This is a genomic window from Photobacterium gaetbulicola, assembly GCF_003025515.1.
Taxonomy (GTDB): Bacteria; Pseudomonadota; Gammaproteobacteria; order Enterobacterales; family Vibrionaceae; genus Photobacterium; species Photobacterium gaetbulicola.
In genome coordinates, this window is record NZ_PYME01000009.1 from 24,207 (window position 1) to 44,297 (window position 20,091).

Sequence of the window (20,091 nt, forward strand, 5' to 3'; positions counted from 1 at the left end):
CCAACAATAATTAGGTTGAATATTTTAGCACATGCCAATTAAGATATGTTTCTTTCTAGCTCCCAAAAAGCCCTATCTCTCATCTTGACTATCTTCTTAGCTCCATCGATATACAAGCTGTAGTGCTTATCCAATTTATTGATCGTTTCCATGAGCTTCTCTTGCTCGGCTTTTTCATTTACGCCAAACATGGCTTTCAGCTCCTGAGGGCGGATCTTAGCAACGCGGTGGATAACCCATGTAAGCACATAACTTGAATAGTCATTTTCACCAGTTTGGAAATGCGTAATGTCCTGTGTTGATAAAATTACACCAACGCCGTACTCACGACCTTCCTTCAAGATCTTACGTAAGCTTGGAAAGTTTTGAGACATAAAGTTATCAGCCTCATCAACCAAAACCATCTTGGTGATTTGGCGGAAATCCCCCTGTACTTCTGGCTTACCTTTCTTCTGCATTTGCGAATAGAAAAGATCCAAGGTAAGTGCCACAACAAGATTTTGAACTGATTCATCATTTCCTTTCAGCTCAACAACCGTTACACCGTTTAGCAAATCGAACAAACTTTGAACCTTACTCGCGTCAGGCTCAAAAATCTCATAAGACACAAGGCTATCTAAAGCAACATATAACAAATCTTCATCAATTTTGTCTTGAGCTAAAAAGATATCCCATACATCTGAGATAGTCGGTGCCGGGATGCTCCAAGTTGAAGAGTCTGAACGATCGATCCCTTTGGCCTCATACGCATCGATTACAAGATTTTTTAACTTCATTTGCTGCTTAGGCCCAAGCCTGAATGCTTTAGCCATCGTATTCGCAAATGAACTAGCTGTATGGACAGGCAGTTTGGGTTTATCTCCAACAAGACTAAGGGGGTTAAAAGGAAGCCTGTCTAAGGTTACTCGTTTAGCTTTATTCTCGTTCAAGAAACTTTCGTCTACATAATCTTCCTTGTAGTCAAAAATCAACATGCCAATAGGCGCGCTACTCACGTTGTCAACTTGATTACGATTTAACTGAGTAATTACTGATTTCGTAAATTGTGTTTTACCTGTTCCCATAGTGCCAATAATACCGGTATTGGTATTCATAAATTTGGCCGTATTAGTTGGCTCCCAGTTTAACGGAGCTTGAGTTAGCGCATTATGGCCAAACAATACGTTCAGGTTATTACCTGATTCCTGTGGTTGTATAACTGCATCTACCCTCTGCTCTGCCCCCTCAATAGTAGCTTTCGATTCTTGTTTAGCACTTTCTAAAACTGTTTCTTCATTTGCCACACTTTTCAGCTGGCAGTTTTCACTTTCTTTTTCAGCTTTAATTACTAGGTCACGCCCCTGCTCTAAGTCGCTTATAATCTTCTCACCGCAACTTTCCTCTGGGTCTAATTGTTCAAATGCTAAGTCCGCAGAGCTAGTATCACCATGTAGTACAAACTGAGTGGGAACATGATAAATACTAACAATATCCAGCTTGTAAATTAGTTCTTGAAGCGGTGTTTTTACTAAGTTAGGTAACAGAGCCATAGGTAACTCTACTTGTAAAATGCCACTGCGCATTCGATAGTCAGGAGCAAGGCAACTTGCCCCTTCTAAGTGGCTAACTACAAAACCATCAGGGTATTCCGCAATCTTTGCTAGAGTGTAATCTCCTTTCAACCACACTTCTTTTTCACACAATAATGCATCAAAATAATCCGTAGAAAATACATTGTACAAGCGGTATTTATCTACTTGCATTAGTACCTGGCGCATGAATAAGCTGCGATTTAACTTACTTGCTAATGTATCTTCACCCAATATGTCTTCGCTTAAATAGCGTAGCAACTCCTTTGCCTGCTCCACTGCTTTTTTATAGTCAGGGGTAGCACCAGTTTTCACCTCTACCGGAAGTAAGTACATCTGTTGGTCTTTAAAACCGACCAAAAGTATATCATCAGAAATTGCGCCTTTTTTATAGCCATTCGCGTTACGAGAGAAATCACTATCCGACATCTTCAAGCCAACGTTGCCTGAGACTCGTATCATCTCCGCGATCGAGAGGGGTACCCAAGTGACGTCTGAGCCATGCACCAAACTGGTTACGAACTTATAAGCCCCGATAATCCCCCTACGCTCTTTATTGATCTTGGGTTCACATGTCATCATATTGAGCAGCCAATCACCATTAAAGGCATTAAATTCATTGATTTGACCGCCATCTCCCTTTTCTATCACTTTTTCAAACAGGCTACGCTGCGCTGTTACAGTAATCGCATCATAGCTTGAAGAGCTAGTGTATTGATCTGAGTAGTGGATGAGAACAACATCTTCATTACTGTGGAAAAAATCCAATGTTACTCGTGGCTCAATGATGGTCGTCCAAATAGAACTATCATAAGCTAGCTTAAGTGAATCCTTGAACTCAGACGTAATCGATAGCGCCAATGCTTTACTCGTCTCGTAGGTCGTTTCCTGACTAGCGCATTGCCCTAACGTACCAATAGCTTTTGCTAACCTCAGCTTTTGATTGTTTGAGTAATCCACATTCTTGAGGCCAAAACCAGTAATAAATGAGTCTTGGTCACGATAGGCAGCTTCACCAGGGAGGAAGCCATCACATGCGATACCACTCTCAACACTATCAATTGATACGGATTCACACTTCACTTTCGATGCGTTTCTGAAAAAGCATATGTGCGAATAGGCTTGCCCGTTCTTCTTCGCCTGATTATTGGTGAACTTACTGTAGGTTAACCGTGTTCGAAGGATGTCAATAATGGTGTCAGCAACTTCACGCGCCTTGCCTTTATCTAGCTCAAGCCATTTCTTCAGGTCATCATAGTTTGCAGTTTCTGCAAAATGATCAAATGCATTAAACGCTAATGTTTCGTCATAAAGGTTGATGTGGATAGAAGTCGATTGCTCTAGGTTGCTACGAATATAATCGACCAGCCCAAGAAATAGTTCATTAGCCTCATCTTGGTTAACTGCATTTACAATAATACTCTTTTCAGAACCAGTAAATAACTGACTAAATGCGGTTTGGAACTCATCTATCTTCTCTTTTACTAGCTTGCGAACAAATGAAAGGGTACTTTTCTCTTGCGGAACACTCTTAATCCAAAATGCATTCTCTTTTACTTGCTGGTTGTAAGCAAACTCATGCTCAGGGTGATGTACGTAAGGTAGCAAACCTTTTGGAGAAAGGCGCTCAAAAGTGACATCAGGAAGATGCGCAAAACTACCTTCACGGCACATAGCGTTTCTAAGGTGAAGATAGTAGGCCAAATTCAAAGGATGAAACGGTGAATAGTAAACATCTTGCTCAGACGTCACGATACCAATTCGCAATGCTAACTTCTGCTCTTTTGTTAACATACCACCTGTAGGAATAGCCTCAACATAGTTCAGGTAAGTATCAACAACATTTGCAACTATTTCTGTTAACTCATCCCCCCAAGATGCCAGTGACAATGTACTACGACGCTGCTCAAGATAATCAAATAGCTCTAGGTAAGATGAAAAAATGCCAACATCAATTGCCTGCAAGTCATCGAGAGGCTGATAGCTATCATCGGAAATTGCGATTACTTTTTCATTGACGAATAGCTCTTCCCAACGCAAGAGCTTTAAGCGTAAAGCAGGTACAGTAAACTCACTATTGTCAATCCCGACTTTAGCTTTCTGTGAATATAGCTCACCGTTATAGTCATCTTTAAAAAGCTTGTGATAACGACTACGATTTAGGAGCAGAGGTAGGCTAAGAGAATCAGTAGCAACCGCCCCTTCCACATTAAACTTCAAAAGATTATCACCAGACTTGACTGCAAAATTAATTTCATCAGCCTCATTTGCTAGTGCTTCAAAATCCACCAATGCGTATTCAATAATATCTACTTCTTGTTGAGCATCAGTAAGAGTGAAAATCGCGCCTTCCTCGTCCCTTACGGGTAACTTATTCTCTTTCATATTGAGCGTTAAACGTTGCTTAGAATGCTCAACCAAAAAAATGTTCTTAAAAGGTTCGATATAGAACTCACCTTTACGAATCACTAAGCAACGGAAATTGTAAGCCTCAGACTTATTCTCTCGCTTAAGAGCTAGGTTGAAGAATAGAGGTTCATTATGATATTGCCCCGTCAAGCTAGCTGATGCTGTTTTTAAACCATTTCGAGTACTGATAACTTCTTGCTTGTTCAGCGCTTTCGGTGGCTGTACTTTGAATTCTCTTTTATCTAGGTTGCTTGCACCTTGAAATATCACTTTCAATTCAAACTCGTCGACACCCTCATCCAGCTCTATAATGAGATGACGATCTCGCATACCAGCTTTTGTTTCTGCTCGATTTCGCCCTGTGATTGTCATGCCTTCAGAAGCTAACTCTTCTTCTAAAATTAATCTTTGCTGAGCATTATTCTTCTTCTCTTGAACGAAAGACTCATACTCTACATCCTTCCATGCGTCTGTTTCAGTAAAGTGTTCCCTTATAAATTTCTCACCAAACGACTTCAAACGATCGTGAAGTTGATCGCTAAAATGCTCTACTTCAAATGAGAGCGCTTGGTACAAGGCCCGGTTTTCTTCCAAACGTTTTTTAATCTGTTTAGAGTTTCCGCTCATCTCTGCGACAAGCGGGTCTTCAAACATTCCGAGCTCATTGAAGCGAAGATCACCATCCTCCACTGCTCTGTACAATGGTTCAAATCCAAATATTGTCGTTCCGTTTTCCACCAACGAATTAAACTGATCATCTAGCAGGCATTTAGAAACATCTTTGCCTTTATCCTGCTCATCAATAAGACCAATAAAAATATCTTTAATCTGTGGCAAGCTCCAAACTTCTCCAGGCTCTTGTAAACTTTTTGAAGAATTAACAATGGTATCTAAGGAGCTATCATGTATATATAGAAGTGCACAGCCCTCTAAGCCTTCGGTCTGCTCAACGACTTCATCCCGTAATTTTGCTAGGTAATGCTCATGAGCACCTTTTTGGCTCTCTGCATCATCAGCGTGCAATAGAGGAATTACATAGCATGAGTTTATTTTAATTTTTGGGTACTCATGTCCATTTATCACAGTTTTAGTGGATTGTAACCTTTCCAATGCATCAAACAGTCTCAATCTCAAGCTGTAATCATGGCAACGAAATTGATAACGGCCACCAACTTCAATTTCGGTCCCTGTACCTGAAAGAATTTGTTCCGCCAGAAAGTTATCGAATTGTTCTACGGACATAAACTGCATCTCCACTATCACTCATGCGCTCAACATTACCAATGCGCTCATAAAATTTAATTAGTTCTTGCTCTGTTTGCTTATCGACAAAAATACCGCGTAATTTGAATGCAGCGATAAGTTCATGGAAACGAAGCTTATCCCTTTCACCAACCGCAAGGTTAGTCAGCAAGATGAGGTAATCTTGATTAAGGACAAGCACACGACCGCCACGGCGGCGATTTTGAATGAAATGAGAAGCAAGAGTCTTCTCTACTTCTGCAACATACTTTTTATTAATATTGAAACGCTCACCGAAACTAAACTGGGCCATTGCCAGTTTCATTATATTGGTAAGCCAGTCTAGGGATGATTCAGACTCTTCTAATGGTGTATTTAAGTTACGCTGAGATTTAAATGCTCTAGCAAAGTTAGCTAACTCCATTGTCAGGTTATCAAGCTTGGAGTCTTGAACATCTTTAGAGATAGCCCATAGAGGAACTTTTATAGCATTCTTTTCTCCATATTGAGGCTGAAGTAGTTCGAGCATGGTTAACATCGGAAATAACCGTGTCGCTGACTCACTAAATAGCTTGTAGCCATGGTCTTTAACGTGAATACGCTCATTACTTGCACGTTCATGATCCATGATGAAGTACAATGGCTTGGCTATTGGTTCTTCACCAGAGCGCCAGTCTGTCAGAGCTAAACTGAGCTGTGCTGTATAGGTAAAACCATAAAATGATAAAAAAGACTCTATCTCGTTTAATAAGTACTTTGGACGACTAGTTAAGAACTTCAAATCCTCTCTAAATGCTTTCGAAAGGTACGGCAAGTATGGCTCTTCGCTGGCCTGCGTTGAAAAATCATCTTTCATCTTAGCCCGAAGTGTTTGGAGCATCTCTCGTTCAATAAAGTTTAACTGTTCATCAAACTCACTTATCCGCAATCCACGTAATAGATTGATAAACATAGAGGCAATTCGTGAGTCACCAGCATCCAGTTGATCTTTTTGGGCACGGAACAACAAAAGCTCTGGGCTTACTGAGAAAATGTCGTTGCCGTCAAAATACATTTCCTTCAATACATCCCAAAACTCTTCATCTCCTAACTTCTCTAAAAACGCATCTCGACAATCACCGGTGAACTCTTCATAGCTGTAACTTTCTATTTTTTTGCGTAACAACCCACACAATACAAGGCCAATTACAGCATTCCATTTGAAGTCATTCCCTTTGGTTCGTATTGGCAAATAGCTGTTTAAACTATTCTTATTTGGAACCCTATCCGCTGTTTGAGGAAGATTAGGGTTAAATGGTTGCTTGTAGTTATCCAATGTCATTTATAGCTCACTTACCTCAAAATACTCATCTTCTTCGTTGGTGACTTGATAGCGTTTTTCATCCCCGATGATAAATAATGAATCTTTCTTGTTTGCAACGGACCAAATTTGTTCTATTACTTCATCTAAAAGAAGTACTGCGTTTTTGTCATGCTTATTTGGACGATAGCCTCTATTGATTTTATCTAACAACTCCAACAAGTTAATACTTATTGGCATTGGGTTAATTGACTTATCATCGACCAAAATATACGCATTAAACAAGCCAACTTTACTCACACCGCCGCTTCGAATTTTCGCATGATCTGCACGAACATCCAATTCAACTGCGGTTTTAAAGCCATTATATTCAGAAACAAAGTATTGATTTTTTGCTAACGATGGTGAATTACGGTTACAGTAACGATGAATAGCCGAGATAAGCGTATCTTTATAGAAACGAGTGATCACTTGACGAGCTTTTCCTTTACCATCAAAGTCTTTGTGCAGAAGCCACATAGATGCGTACTGCTCAACCAGAGTTGATTCGAAGTCAACTTTCAAAGTCTTAAGGTAATCATTCTCAAATTTAGTTTCATCTTTAAGTAAGTACGCCAAGCGCAAATACGAGGCGGCACTTTCTATTTCATATACCCCAAGCTCTTTAACTTGCTCTTTCAACAGAGCAAAACCTTTATCTTCTATGCCTAGGTCAAACTGAAGAACAAACTGATCAATTTCACGAGTATGGAGGTTACTAGGGTCAAAGCTTTGAATATGATCAAGTAGCTCATTGTCTGCACCAGAGAAGATATTGTCAAAAAGGTAACCTTTCATGGCTAAACTTTGGAACACAAAATCAAGCAACGCACGTGCAGTAAGAAATTGGTCTTTGATTAAACGCGCTTTAAGCAACAATGAAATAAGAGTTTTCTGAACGGATGCAAGTCCGAGTAGCGCAAAGTTTGCAGTCAGCCTTGTGTGTCCCTGCTTTTCGACTTGGTTCGAATAAAGAGCATAAAACGGGTTTTCAAGTGTCGGTTTAGTCAAGCGAGCAAGAAACTGCTCAACAAAATCTGAGGAGCTTCCTTCATGACCGAGGGTAAATTTCGGATATTGTTCAAAGTCTAAATAAGTATGATTATCAGGGATATCTTCTGCGCGGTTTTCAAGAAAAGCTTTGATCGATGCTTTGATGTCACTATGCTCCTCGCAACCTTCTTCAGCATAGTTGCCAAGCATACCAACATTAATTCCTACGACTAATGGTTTTTCGTTTTGCTTGCTTTTCGTAAAACGTCCATCAAGCGTCTGAATTGCAGTCTGACTTCGATCAAAGCTGTGCGTTGCATCAAGGTGAAAATCACGTGTAGCTGCAAACTTTCTGCTATAACGAGTAAGGATCTCTGACTTACCATCACCGCTACTACCACACAGAAAGATAATCTCACGGGGTTTAGCTGAAAGCAAAGCCTGATAAAAATCAGTCACTATATCCGTTTTGATATAGATATATTCTTTATAAGTCGATAAATGATCGGTTTGTTCACGCTCTGTGCTGACTGCATAAGGTGAAGACTTAGATAATATGCTGAGGGCTTGTGCAAAGTTCAACTGTTCGTCCCTGGATAATAGACAATTGAATCCATAATACAGAATACTAATGTTCCTGTAATCTAAGATAAAAATTTCTGTTGACAAGATAAGCTAAACCTCGTCATTGATCACATAAAATCACACATATACAAACCTGAAACCCAAACAGCAAAGTTATAGGGAAATGGTCAATGGAAATATTTTATGCAATCCATTTTTTTTCAAATACATATTACTTGAGTGCGAATACCTACTCCCAACTACAGGAGGCTCTATGCACTCATCATCTCTCTCCAACTACCGGCAAAGCTCACCCACCGAACTACGTGAAGTTCTTGAAACTGCAGCTTCTATGCTCGCAGCTAAATATGCTCGACACGGATCTTTCACGAACCCTGAAGTCAGCAAGCAATACCTTCAAATGAAACTGGCTCATTATGACAAAGAAGTGTTCGGCGCCATGTTGCTCGATAACCAAAACCGGTTAATCACTTTTGAGGTGTTATTCACCGGTACAATAGATGCAGCAAGCATCTACCCAAGAGAAGTCGTTAAAGTTGCTCTAGCAGCCAATGCCGCTGCTGTTATCTTTGGCCACAATCATCCCTCTGGTGTACCGGAACCCTCGCAATCTGACCGACGAATCACAACTCGTTTATCTGACGCATTAGCTTTAATCGATATCAGAGTGCTGGATCATATCGTCGTTGGTGAAAGTTGTGTTTCGTTTGCAGAAAGAGGTTGGTTATGAATAAAACCATGCCTCATCCACTGCTAGTGGACTACCTAAACACGCTGATTAAAAAACTCGATATTCCTGGGTATGCATCTCGTGTTGCACTGAACTTTCGCATCAGCGAGTACTACCGTAGCCGCACTGGCTTTCCTCCGGTAGAAGTTCAGCTTGAAAGAGGACCATCTCACAGTTCACATTCAACGTGGCGAATCGTCTTCGTGACGAGTTTTTCCTATCCAACAGAAAATGCTTCTGAAGTCGACGTTGAACTCTATTTCAACTTCCTTAGAGGCTGGTTCTATCAACCCGATGCTGAACGGTGCAATCTGCACCAACCCAAAGTCACCGCTCTGTACCAATCCTACGAAGTCGCTTTTCTTCGTCAACTTGCCCTCAACAGCTTCGACATCATCCAAGCCACAATTACCGCAATAGATCACGCTAAAGCCGCAACAGAGTTGCCATACAAAAAGGAGAAAAATAACTATGGACAAACCTACCACTAAGAACAGCCTGAACTTTAAATCAAATCAGTTCCCTATCTCAGAAAAGCTATACCTTTCAATAGAGAATGCTGTAAATCAGACAACACCGAAAGAGCTTCCCAATGCCCTTACCATTAACTTCCGTGATACCACTTACAGCGCAGAAAACGGTGGCTTTCACCCCGTAGAGATCATGATTTGCCGAGATAGCGATAACTTGTGGGAAATTAGCTACATCACAGATTTTGCCTACAGCGGAGGGCCTTACCCAGAGTTAGGCATTGAGCTTGATTTCAATTTCAAGCACAACACTTTCCAGCAGATGTCTCTTGCTACGACCTTACTTAACACTCGAGATGTCATCGAGTTCTACCAAATATGGGAAAACAACTTTCTTAGTTACATCGCTATTGGTGCCTTTGACCAAGTAAAAGTATCCATGTAGCAAATCGAGTAGGAGGAGGCCTCGCGGCCTCCGTCCTCTCACACCACCGTACAAGCGTGGGTCGCATACGGCGGTTCCGAATATATTTTCAGTGACTCGTACCCATCTCGCAATGAGTACATGCCCATCTCCTTGAACCGTTTCGTTGACATGGCCTGATTGAGCTGTGGCGATAAAGCCAAGTGCCACCATCCTTTCTCTGACATCGCTAGCTTCCACGCATTGCGTTCGCTTACGCCCTCTTGGCGTAACCATGACGCTATACTGTGTCTGCGTTTGCGCTGCTTGAGTCGATAGCACCGTAGGCGCCGCCTTATCCATTCATCTAAGCGCTGCATCGCGCTTTTCCGTATGGCAAGCTTGAAGTAGTGTTGCCATCCTCTTAGGTATTGAGTGAGTTCGACTATTACTGTCTTCAACTCTCGCCCTCGATTCCGCTTCGTTATTTGACGCACTCGCTTCTTCATATGAGTTTGTGCTCTCTTCGAGATATGGATAATTCCACCTCGTTGGAAGCGATGGCCTAGGTAAGTCCGCTCTGTCACTCTTGTTGCCGCACTTTTCTCACGGTTGACCGTGAGTTTCAGTTTCTGCTCCAAGAACTCCGTTATTGAGGCTTTTACTCGGTTCGCGGCTTCCTCACTGCCCACGTAGATTTGGCAGTCATCTGCATATCGGCAGAACTTATGCCCTCTTCGCTCAAGCTCTTTATCCAACTCATCTAATACGATATTTGATAGCAGCGGAGATAATGGTCCACCCTGTGGTGTCCCTCGTTGCCTCTGCTCGGCTAACCCGTTTCGCATTATGCCTGCCTGTAGGTATGACCTGACCAGCTTCAGTACCCGTTTGTCCGTGATATCCTCCGATAGCCTGTGCATCAGTCTATCGTGGTTCACGGTATCGAAGTATTTCGCTAGGTCAATATCGACTACATAACCCCGCCCCTCCCTGATGTAGTGGCTTGCTGCCGCCAATGCATGGTGGGCACTACGGTTGGGCCTGAACCCGTAACTACTGTGGGAGAACTTCGGTTCATAGATATCTGTCAGTACTGAGGTGATAGCCTGTTGGACTATCCTATCAAGTACTGTTGGGATACCTAGTTGCCTAACTCCCCCGCTAGGTTTAGGGATTTCTACACCCAGAACTGGTTGGGGTTGATAGCTCCCATCCAGAAGGCTCTGGCGGAGCGCTTGCCCATTTGAAGACTGCCGAAGCATCGAGATAGTCGCTGTTATATCGAGTTTATCGACACCAGCACACCCTTTGTTCTTCTTCACTCTTCTCAGGGCTTGGTTCAGATTCGTTGATGAACAGATCTGCTCCATCAACTGAGTTGAGGTCACCAAGACTCGTCCTCCTGTCTACGCCGATCATGCTTGTCATTCTTCGTGGCCATGAGCGTCACTTGCGGTGTTGCCCATTGGTACGTAGAGATTTTGATCATCTTGCTATGACTCCACATGATTGAGTGTCTAGTGACTGCTTCTTGATATATTCAGTTCCGGCCTTCCCTTGGGTTGTACTTCCCCAAGGTACTATGCCTTCTGCTGACTTCTTATTTCCCATCACACAGCATCACTGCTGCATTAGTCTCGCCCGAGACAGGTAATAAGATCTCCCGAGGTAAGACGTTGTTCTTTCCCTTGGCTGTGCCTGATTTACCCGTACACACTTCCCGTCGAGGCATTGGGCTATTCTATATGTTGCTAGGTTACCCAAGTTGTACTGGCCTACTATCAGATTTCTGTTCGTCACAACCAAGTTTTGCCGTTTGCTTCCTTCAGATCCCACCTCACGGTGGGCACCCTTGCATAGGCTAACGGTTCTCGCTCGACTGAGCCCGTAGAGGACTTTCACCTCCTAGAACAACGCCATGCTCGGCGCACAACGAAGTTCCCATTTTGGTATTTTGGGAACTTGCCATCCCTTGTGTAGTAAGGACTCTTTCTTCTTGCTGGTTTTGAGGTACCCATAACTTGCATTCTCACCGAAAAAAGGAACCAGCCTTATGGCAGAAGTTCAAGCGGTGAAAAGCCGCGATACCATTCAACTCATCAGTCACCTGCTAGAAATACGGCACAGTCAGCAAATGGCAGACATCTGGAATGTCGGATTAAATCTAGCGCTGCGGATATCTGATTTGCTTGCTATTAAGTTTAGCGATATCGACGAAGATAAACTGACTATCCATGAATCAAAAACTGGTAAGAAAGCCCAAATCATTCTCAATCCCAAAAGCTTAAGCATCATTCATCGTATCCAACAGGAGAATCCACATCATATTTACTTGTTTCAATCCTATCGTAACCAACAAGCCATCAACAGTCCGGCCAAACCTTTGAGTCGTCGTGCAGTCAGTAAAGCATTTGCATCTATTGGAGAGGAGATAAAGCTTTCCCTGGGTACTCACTCAATGCGAAAGACCCGCGGTTACCACCTGTATCAAAGCACCAAAGATATTGGCAGGGTCATGCGAATGCTTCGGCACAGCTCTGAAGGTGTGACACTCCGCTACATCGGTATCACCCAAGACGATATTGACAGTGATTTTAGAGAACTAGTGCTATGAGAAATGACATTATGAATATCGATATACTTCCACCAGCAAGTCGGCTTATCCGGATAAAAGAAGTACTCGCAGTAACTGGCCTATCACGCTCAAGCTTATACAAGCAAATAAGCGAAGGTCGATTCCCCACTTCAGTCTCACTAGGGGAACGCTCTGTGGCCTGGATTGAGAGTGAGGTCCAAGGTTGGATAGGTGACAAAATATCAATAAGAGATAACGCGATTAACTAACAAGGCATAAGGACGGTACCCATTAGTACCGTCCAATAATGTTAGAGATAATAAATAGTTACAACGATATACAACCATACCCAATATCATCAGCAGCTACATCAGTACAAGTAAAAGATGTACGTGAAGATATCCGGTCCTCAATCCATTGAATGACTTCTTCTTCAACCCAAGCGACTGAACGCTCGCCAAGTGATATGCTATTTGGAAAGCTGTTTTCACTCATTTTTTTATAGATATTAGAACGACTTAATGCTGTTAGGTGCATTACTTCTTTCAACTTAATTAATCTAACTGAGTTCATTTAAAATTCCTTGCTTAGTTATTCCTCATATTTTTCACCAAACCCTTTAAAAAACAATTCAGCTTACTTTCCAATTATTTTCAACCACATATTACTAACTTGCATATGGATAACCATGTGCAAAACATCACTTAAGTAAGGAGATGAAAATATGCCATTTGCATTCATCGCAGGCTTTGTTGTCGGCGTTAGCGTGTATTACGTAACAAAGGAGGCATCTAATGCTATCGATTATTCTAGCTAAGCCCGCAACAGAGCTATTTTTAGCTGGTGTTATTGCTGGTTATTCTTGGGCAAAAGAGAATGATGCTTAAAGGAGTTACTTTTTAACGATTAAGGCATGGTTAGCCATGCCTTTTTTTAGCTAAACTAGCACCAAAATTTCTTCGGCCTTTCTCTAAGCGTTTAGTTTTTTCTTTCGCCAAGTAACTAGCCATATCAAGAAGGTTTCTATAAGCAAAATCAAAACCAATTTCATTATAAATCAGGTAGTTACTTTGTTTTGTGGCAAAGTGAACCAGGCTGGAAAAATCTAATGGATCAACACTCAGCGCGCTACACCAAGCTTTTCTTATTTTATTCGCTAAGTTCTTACCCTCATAGTCATAACTACCTAACGTGTGATACCTATCCTTGTTGAACAAAATAAGAACATGATAGTGCTCATTATTATTAATATCACCAAATTCTCTAACCCACACATAACTCATACCACTACAATGAACTCTTTTCCCTTGTTTTATTTTTTGCTGTTCCTCATGCTTTATCTGAGCCTTTAATGAAGGAAAAAATCTCTTCATCACTTCAGGTTCTGAATTATAAAGACCTGTTATAGCATCATCATAAAAATCATTACCTATATTTCTTAATATTGCTGGATATCGTAAATCAAACCTAACCCAAAAGGTTCTTGGGTATATCGAAAGGTGGTTATCTACTACACCTTTAATTCTTGTTAAGTAGTTTTGATTGTATTCATAATTTGTTTTCATCATCATTCCTCTTTGTTGGTCTCATAAGTAAAGGGAAATGATTAATTATTTAATATATATAATACTAATCCGACACATCACTTGTAACATGTCAGCCTGATTAAACCAGATAATTCCAAAGAAACAATAAGGAAAATCGTGAAGCCAAACAAATATATCACTCTGAAGTTATAAATAACCAATGATAACAGATTAACAAAACCTAACCTTCAGAATAATTCTCATAGTAGCTAAAATAATAATCTTTACGGTCAGAATTGGAGTCATTGACATAAAACACCAACTCTGGAAATAAACCGATAAGAGATATATCATTGCCTGTAAGCTTAACTCTTCTTTTTTCCTTTTCAGTATTATTAATCAACATTTGAGCCAACATACTGCTTAGTGGCAAAATAATATCAATTAATAGTTTTTTTTGGTTAAAAGAGATAGGTAAATGTCTAATATTTCTTTCAACCATAGTGCGTAATTCACTACATTCAATATAATCATAGGGATGACTAGGGTTTACCGTTTTAGACATTGATAATATTTTGATTGCAGTACAGCAGACCACGAGTTCAAGCGTATCAAGAAGTGCATTTTTCTCAAGCTTACTCCATAGTGTGACGCCTTTCTCTATTACATTGAGTAATGGTGTTCTAACCTTTTCTGGAGCAGATAAAAAAGATTTGCATAAAATATCCTTTACTTCTTCCTCGTTCAATTCCAGATCATTCACTCCATTTACTCTAAGCTTTTTGAACGTATTATCCTTCAAGGATGTTTCTATCTCTTTTCTACGAGAGAGTACAGATACAACTTGGATCTCTGTCAGCCTTTTACCATGAATAATAAGCGGATAGCCTGATAACGCGGTATGTATTATAGGTAAATATGCCCAAGCTTGTTTATCAGAAGAAGGCCTCTCCTTTTCTCTTTTCAAAGCAAAAAGGTAACCTTTAGCTTCTAATTTTAACAGGTTTGGAGAAATATTACGGCGTGGTATTCCAGTCAACCTAGATAGATCGAAATTTTGAAACTCAGTAATTGGGCCAAAGTCATCTTCTACAGCCAACACTGCCAACATTAACATTCGTTGAGAGACTGTTAGCTTCCTTCCCTTCCCCGCTCGTTGGTTAAACAACAAATCCCTAACAGCAGTATTCAGCCCCTTCGTGATGAAATCAACTCCTTCAGAGTAATTGATTAACCTGTATTCGAATGAGTTTGCTCCAAGACTCGTTTTCACCTTCGAACGTGTTAGCAGGTTCTTCGTTTCAAGCTCTTCAACAGCCTTCAGGAAGGTTTTATCACAGAGCCCTAATCGACTACATAGAACTTTTACACTCCCTCGTACAAAGCGCTCACTGCTCTCAAATGATAAGTAAACCATACCTAACCATAACAACCTACTGGAAGGTGAAAGCCGCACTTTCAGTGAACTTATATGTTCATGCAGCCATTCTAGTTTGATCAGTGTTTCACTTCTAAAATTTGACAAAATTCGCCACTCTGACAGTGATTTTTTACGATGAATTATTGTATAACATATTTTATATGCAATTTGATAGGTATCTAGGAATGAGAAAGTCATGGATTAACACAAACGATCAAGCTCAAGAGATATGGGCGAGAAAATACCTCATAAAGAAACAGGCTGAGATGACAAGCTCAGGTGATGGACTTACTGCGTCACAGAAATGGGATAGCCAGCAGCCAGCACTCAATTTTTTACATTCCTTAGAACAAAGGACTAACTGTGAAGCTTCAAGTGTTCTACTAAAGAAGATGAAAGCTGCCTGGGATCAGCAGGTTCGCAAGAGTCAGGCTAAAAAGACCCGCCCAGTCTATATCTCACTTAAAAGCTCTAATCAGCTTAAGCTGTTAGCCAAAGCTAATGGACAAACATTGGTTACGACTATGGAAGGCTTAATTTTTGGTCAATACCAAGAACATAGGCTTCTTATAGAACAAGAAAAGGAGCAGCGGAATAGAGATAAACAGCTAATTAAAAAGTTAGAAAATAAGATTAATAATATTAACAATGAAAATTTCTATCTAAAGGAAGAAATAGACACTTACTTAAGAAAAATATCTCATCTAAAGTGTGAACTAAAAACAAATCAAAAAAAACTAGATGAAATGATGATTAAAGAAAAGAATGAAAATTCTTTTTGGGCCAAAAAAACCATTAAACATCTTGAAAATGAATAGGTATCATAAATAATTATAACTTTAAATAGAGGCCAATGATAATAAATAAGCAATAAAGCTATATGAACTACTGGTTGGTGTTCAGATTATATCTGACATACTTTTTACAGCATCATCATTAAATCATTACTAGTGATAATGTGAATTTTATTAATTAATGACATATTAAAAACTCTACCAATCACACAAAATTCATACTAAATTGATTCGCTTGATGGATAAAAGATATAAAAACAGACATTATCAATATATAACTAAACTTATGTCTAACAGATACACTGAATAATATAAAGGAGATGATTAATATGCCTAAAACGGAAATTTTGATTATAGAATCTAGAAGTGAACAGGATATTTTTGAAGATAGATACGAAGGATCTACACTGAAACAGATTCTAAAGTTGCAAGGAGTATCTGCACTTCACTATGAAGTGACGAATTTAGAATATTTTGAAAAAGCGATAAAACAAGCATCAAAAAAAGACGTTAAGTATGTTCATTTTAGTGGACATGGATGCATTGAAGGCATAGCTCTCACAAATGGCTTCATTACATGGAAAGAGTTTGATCAGATAGCCTGGCCCCATTTAAAAGGAAAGTGCTTATGCTTTTCAAGCTGTGACGTAGCAAATGGCATATACGAAGTATTTGAATATCATAAGTCTTTTTGTAACGCGATTATTGCTCCAAGTCGACCAATTACTTGGGGAGAAGGGCTTGTTGCTTATAGTGCCCTTTATCATCGTGCCCTCTCTACAGATACAAGCTCTAGTCAAGATGTAAGAGTACTTAATCATATTGTAGGCGCAGGTACGTTTAATTTCATACCCTCCCCATATAAGTCAGCAACATATGCTGTCGGCTAATAATCAGTATCAATGAAGGCTCCCTCAGCCTTCTGAATTTAATGTACGAGAAATTATTAACTGCGTGAGGAATTATGATTGTAACTTATAAATAGAAGTACACTGAAAAGTACTCACAAAGTTAAGTACCAACATAGTTAAGGTCTATTTTTGATGTTCAAACGGCTATATTGAAAAACTCCAAGCACAGGGCGCAGTAACCCTGTGCTCTCCTGTGATTAATCCAACTACCTGACGAGCAGGCATACCTAGAGTTCTTTCTGGGAGGGATAATTGCCGTAATTCCTTTTCGCTGAAGAACTGTATAAAAGTGCTTGGTGTCGTAGGCCCCATCAGCCTATACCTGAGTAACCTTATGGCGAAGCGGGTTTATTAGCGTGTGTAGCACTCACTGTCATGCACGTTATCCAGCGATACCTCCGCATTAACTATCTCGTGAGCATCAGCATCAATAGCCAAATGTACCTTGTGCATGCGCAAGATACGACACTTCTCCTTGCTATGCTTACGCACCTTCCATTCTCCTTCACCAAACAAGTTCAACCCTGTTGCATCAATCACGACCTGTCTAACAGGGCCACGGCTTCGCATACGATAATTTACGTTTACCGTTTTGGCTCGTTTGCTGATGCAGCTACAGTCTAAGGATTTCATCTCCACTTCCATAAGTTGGAACACCGAGTTAATGAACCATTCCAAAGCGCGAAGCGGCAGCTTAACCCATTCTTGATCATCACGGCCGTGCTGATGGCAGCATCATCCATCCAGAATGTAAGCGAGCCTCTCTGAGTTAAAGCATGGTTGTACTGTTTTCAGTTGTTGATGTTTCCTTAGGCTTTGCCCATGATGCGACCTGATAGTTGGGTTTAACGATCAGATCGCAAATAAGCGAAATAGTTCAATCCGATTTAAGCAACAACGCCTTTCAAACGTAAGAAGCTTAATTCAAGCTTAAAGCCATTGTACTCCTGGATGTACTCCAGAAAACAAAGATAAATATACAAATAAATATATAACAAGTAGATACAGAACCAGTTCAGATGACGCCAGCCCACCAAACGTTTGGAAAGGGCGGTAATCGAAAGATTACCGCCCTTTTTGTTTGTTCAGATATTACCAGCACTCACACCTCTCATTTACATAAAATGTGACTCATAGTCCGTGGACCAAAAGTCTACAGGCGAAGACCATGTCGTTCATAAACAAGCAAAAACAGATTGCCGTGAACGACTCAATACTCAAACCCTTTGGGTTACATATCAAACAGCTAAGAAAGGAGGCAGCGCTAAGCCAAGAAGAGCTGGCTGCGCGTAGTGGGCTTGATCGCACCTATATCAGTGGCATTGAGCGTGGCCTGCGTAATGTCAGCCTGATCAACTTATTCAAATGGCAAAAGCGTAACAAGGGCCAAGATAAACGCTACCTAGAGAACGCTTACCGAGTACTACTGACAAGAGCACGACAAGGGATGGTGGTCTTTGTCCCCGAAGGCAACGACGGTGACTCTACCCGGCCAAAAAGTTACTACCAACAGACCTACCAATACCTCCTAAAGTGTGGTTTTCAAACCCTGCCCGCATAATTCCTACTGAGGGGCTATCAGCCCCTCAACGTGATGACCATACAGGTTCGCCAACCGGGTAAAAGACATAAAGCATTGATAATATTAAACATTCACACAATGATACAGCATAAGGCAAGCATGCAACTGCAGGAAAACACCTCCCCAACCCTGCCAGTACATTTCACCAACATCCCAGAACAATCCTCCTAACAATTCAAGTATTATAGTGATTACCCCCACGATATTGGTGGACAGATCAAGGTTAGTTCAGCCAGTTCACGTAATATAACGGCCATTACGGAGGTGCTTAAATGGCAAATATCAATCAGGACCGTCTGGTCCAACACTTTATTGAACTGGTTAAAATCGACAGTGAGTCGCGCAACGAGAAAGCGATTGCCGAGGCGCTGGCCGAGCAGCTAGGTGAAATGGGCTTTGACGTTCAGAAGCTGCCTGTTCCTGCTGAGATCTCCAACGGCTTCAACATCTACGCCAAGCTAGAAGGCAAGCTGGAAGGCACTATCCTGCTAAGCTGCCACATGGATACCGTGACTCCAGGCAACGGCATCGAACCTATCATCGAAGACGGTATCATCCGCTCGAAGGGCGACACTATCCTTGGCGGTGACGACAAATCCGGCATCGCGGCCATCATGGAAGCAGTGCGCTGCATCAAGGCTGACGGCGAAGAGCACCAGACTATCGAACTGGCGTTCACGGTATACGAAGAAGGCGGCCTGCACGGCTCGCAGAACTTCGACATGAGCAAGGTCGAGTCGCTAACCGGTATCGTGTTTGACTCTGGCGGCCCTATCGGCACCATCATCACTACCGCGCCAGGCCAGCAGAACCTGAAAGTAAACATTACAGGTAAACCAGCCCACGCAGGCCTAGCGCCAGAAGAAGGGATCAACGCCCTAACGGTAGCGGCTGATGCCATCACCAACATGAAACTGTCTCGCATCGACGAGGAAACCACCGCCAACATCGGTGTGGTGAAAGGCGGCCAGGCAACCAACATCGTGATGCCTGAGCTATACATTGAAGCCGAGGCGCGCTCGCTGGACGACGACAAGCTACAGGCACAGGTCGAGCACATGGTCAGCACGTTCGAAGCGGCCGCTAAAAAACACGGCGCGGAAATCAACATTGCCTCCAAGCGTGCTTACAATGCTTACCGCATCGCCGACAACGACCCGCATGTCGAGAAGATCAAAGCGGCCTTCGAAGCTAACGGCGTTGAACCTATGTGTAAGCCGACAGGCGGCGGTAGCGACGCGAACATCTTCAACAGCAAAGGTCTGAAAACGGTGAACCTGTCTACCGGTATGGCGAAGGTACACACGACCGAAGAATTCATCAAAATCGACGACATGGTAGAGATCACCAAGTTCTTGTACACCTACCTAACTCGCTAAGCGTCCCAAAGAGGAAGGCCTGCCTTCCTCTTTATACCCTTCCAGTTATCCCGCAAAGGCATAACCGCGGCGCTTCTCTCTTTGTGTGGGAAAACCGCTTGTTGTCCGCCATTATTGATGAAACAGATAGCCAAGAAACATAGAAACCAATGAAAAAGACAG

Annotated in this window: 16 protein-coding genes and 1 pseudogene; 9 read left to right on the plus strand and 8 right to left on the minus strand. The window is 41.5% G+C overall.

What is annotated here, in order from left to right:
• Positions 1-38: 38 nt before the first annotated feature.
• Genes dptH through dptF form a run of 3 tightly spaced genes read right to left on the minus strand, consistent with a single transcriptional unit; the run spans position 39 to position 8,133 of the window.
• Complete coding sequence (gene dptH / locus C9J03_RS09680; protein ID WP_044624140.1) at positions 39-5,219, minus strand: DNA phosphorothioation-dependent restriction protein DptH; 5,181 nt, start codon at positions 5,217-5,219, stop codon at positions 39-41.
• Complete coding sequence (gene dptG, locus C9J03_RS09685) at positions 5,197-6,540, minus strand: DNA phosphorothioation-dependent restriction protein DptG (RefSeq protein WP_044624141.1); 1,344 nt, start codon at positions 6,538-6,540, stop codon at positions 5,197-5,199. The genes dptH and dptG overlap by 23 nt, the downstream gene beginning before the upstream one ends.
• Entirely contained in the window at positions 6,541-8,133 is a 1,593-nt protein-coding gene (dptF, locus tag C9J03_RS09690) for a DNA phosphorothioation-dependent restriction protein DptF (RefSeq protein ID WP_044624142.1), read from the minus strand.
• 256 nt (positions 8,134-8,389) lie between these two features.
• Here dptF and radC point away from each other — a divergent pair, with 256 nt between their 5' ends.
• From radC to C9J03_RS09705, 3 genes are read left to right on the plus strand one after another with little or no spacing between them, the layout of a single operon-like run.
• Positions 8,390-8,866, plus strand: a complete 477-nt coding sequence (radC, locus tag C9J03_RS09695; protein WP_044624143.1) for a RadC family protein — start codon at positions 8,390-8,392, stop codon at positions 8,864-8,866.
• 8 nt (positions 8,867-8,874) lie between these two features.
• Positions 8,875-9,357 carry a DUF2787 family protein gene (locus C9J03_RS09700; RefSeq protein WP_231580688.1) on the plus strand — a complete coding sequence of 161 codons (483 nt, stop codon included), beginning with the start codon at positions 8,875-8,877 and terminating at the stop codon, positions 9,355-9,357.
• On the plus strand, positions 9,338-9,781 hold the full coding sequence (locus C9J03_RS09705) for a DUF2787 domain-containing protein (RefSeq protein WP_044624144.1): 444 nt from the start codon (positions 9,338-9,340) through the stop codon (positions 9,779-9,781). The genes C9J03_RS09700 and C9J03_RS09705 overlap by 20 nt, the downstream gene beginning before the upstream one ends.
• 38 nt (positions 9,782-9,819) lie before the next feature.
• Here C9J03_RS09705 and ltrA read toward each other — a convergent pair whose 3' ends face one another.
• Positions 9,820-11,112 (minus strand): group II intron reverse transcriptase/maturase, encoded by a 1,293-nt coding sequence (gene ltrA, locus C9J03_RS09710; RefSeq protein ID WP_197078643.1) that lies wholly within the window; start codon positions 11,110-11,112, stop codon positions 9,820-9,822.
• A 683-nt stretch (positions 11,113-11,795) separates the two neighbouring features.
• On the opposite strand from ltrA, the gene C9J03_RS09720 reads away from it, so the two are divergent.
• The gene (locus C9J03_RS09720) at positions 11,796-12,356 is read left to right on the plus strand and encodes a tyrosine-type recombinase/integrase (protein WP_044624145.1); all 561 of its coding nucleotides are present in this window, start codon (positions 11,796-11,798) and stop codon (positions 12,354-12,356) included.
• Positions 12,353-12,586 carry a helix-turn-helix transcriptional regulator gene (locus C9J03_RS09725; protein WP_044624146.1) on the plus strand — a complete coding sequence of 78 codons (234 nt, stop codon included), beginning with the start codon at positions 12,353-12,355 and terminating at the stop codon, positions 12,584-12,586. The genes C9J03_RS09720 and C9J03_RS09725 overlap by 4 nt, the downstream gene beginning before the upstream one ends.
• Positions 12,587-12,644: 58 nt before the next feature.
• On the opposite strand, the gene C9J03_RS09730 is transcribed toward C9J03_RS09725, so the two are convergent.
• The 3 genes from C9J03_RS09730 to C9J03_RS09740 form a co-directional block, all read right to left on the minus strand.
• On the minus strand, positions 12,645-12,890 hold the full coding sequence (locus tag C9J03_RS09730; RefSeq protein WP_044624147.1) for an AlpA family transcriptional regulator: 246 nt from the start codon (positions 12,888-12,890) through the stop codon (positions 12,645-12,647).
• Positions 12,891-13,234: 344 nt separating this feature from the next.
• Positions 13,235-13,882 carry an inovirus Gp2 family protein gene (locus C9J03_RS09735; protein ID WP_162845553.1) on the minus strand — a complete coding sequence of 216 codons (648 nt, stop codon included), beginning with the start codon at positions 13,880-13,882 and terminating at the stop codon, positions 13,235-13,237.
• A gap of 202 nt (positions 13,883-14,084) precedes the next feature.
• Positions 14,085-15,461, minus strand: coding sequence for a hypothetical protein (locus C9J03_RS09740; RefSeq protein WP_146149071.1), 1,377 nt, complete (start codon positions 15,459-15,461; stop codon positions 14,085-14,087).
• Here C9J03_RS09740 and C9J03_RS09745 point away from each other — a divergent pair.
• Together C9J03_RS09745 and C9J03_RS09750 are read left to right on the plus strand one after the other, a co-directional pair.
• Positions 15,449-16,081: a hypothetical protein gene (locus C9J03_RS09745; RefSeq protein WP_044624150.1), complete on the plus strand. Its 633-nt coding sequence runs from the start codon at positions 15,449-15,451 to the stop codon at positions 16,079-16,081. The two genes, C9J03_RS09740 and C9J03_RS09745, sit on opposite strands and share 13 nt — an antisense overlap.
• 305 nt (positions 16,082-16,386) lie before the next feature.
• Positions 16,387-16,947 (plus strand): hypothetical protein, encoded by a 561-nt coding sequence (locus C9J03_RS09750; RefSeq protein ID WP_231580689.1) that lies wholly within the window; start codon positions 16,387-16,389, stop codon positions 16,945-16,947.
• Between the two features lie 244 nt (positions 16,948-17,191).
• On the opposite strand, the pseudogene C9J03_RS27010 reads toward C9J03_RS09750, so the two are convergent.
• Positions 17,192-17,759 (minus strand): annotated as a pseudogene (locus tag C9J03_RS27010) (IS5 family transposase); the annotation flags it as partial.
• Positions 17,760-18,136: 377 nt separating this feature from the next.
• Between C9J03_RS27010 and C9J03_RS09760 the strand changes: the two are divergent.
• Together C9J03_RS09760 and C9J03_RS09765 are read left to right on the plus strand one after the other, a co-directional pair.
• A complete protein-coding gene (locus C9J03_RS09760) occupies positions 18,137-18,529 on the plus strand; it encodes a helix-turn-helix domain-containing protein (RefSeq protein ID WP_052829837.1) in 393 nt (130 codons plus the stop codon).
• Between the two features lie 293 nt (positions 18,530-18,822).
• A complete protein-coding gene (locus tag C9J03_RS09765) occupies positions 18,823-19,929 on the plus strand; it encodes a M20/M25/M40 family metallo-hydrolase (protein ID WP_044624151.1) in 1,107 nt (368 codons plus the stop codon).
• Positions 19,930-20,091: the final 162 nt, after the last annotated feature.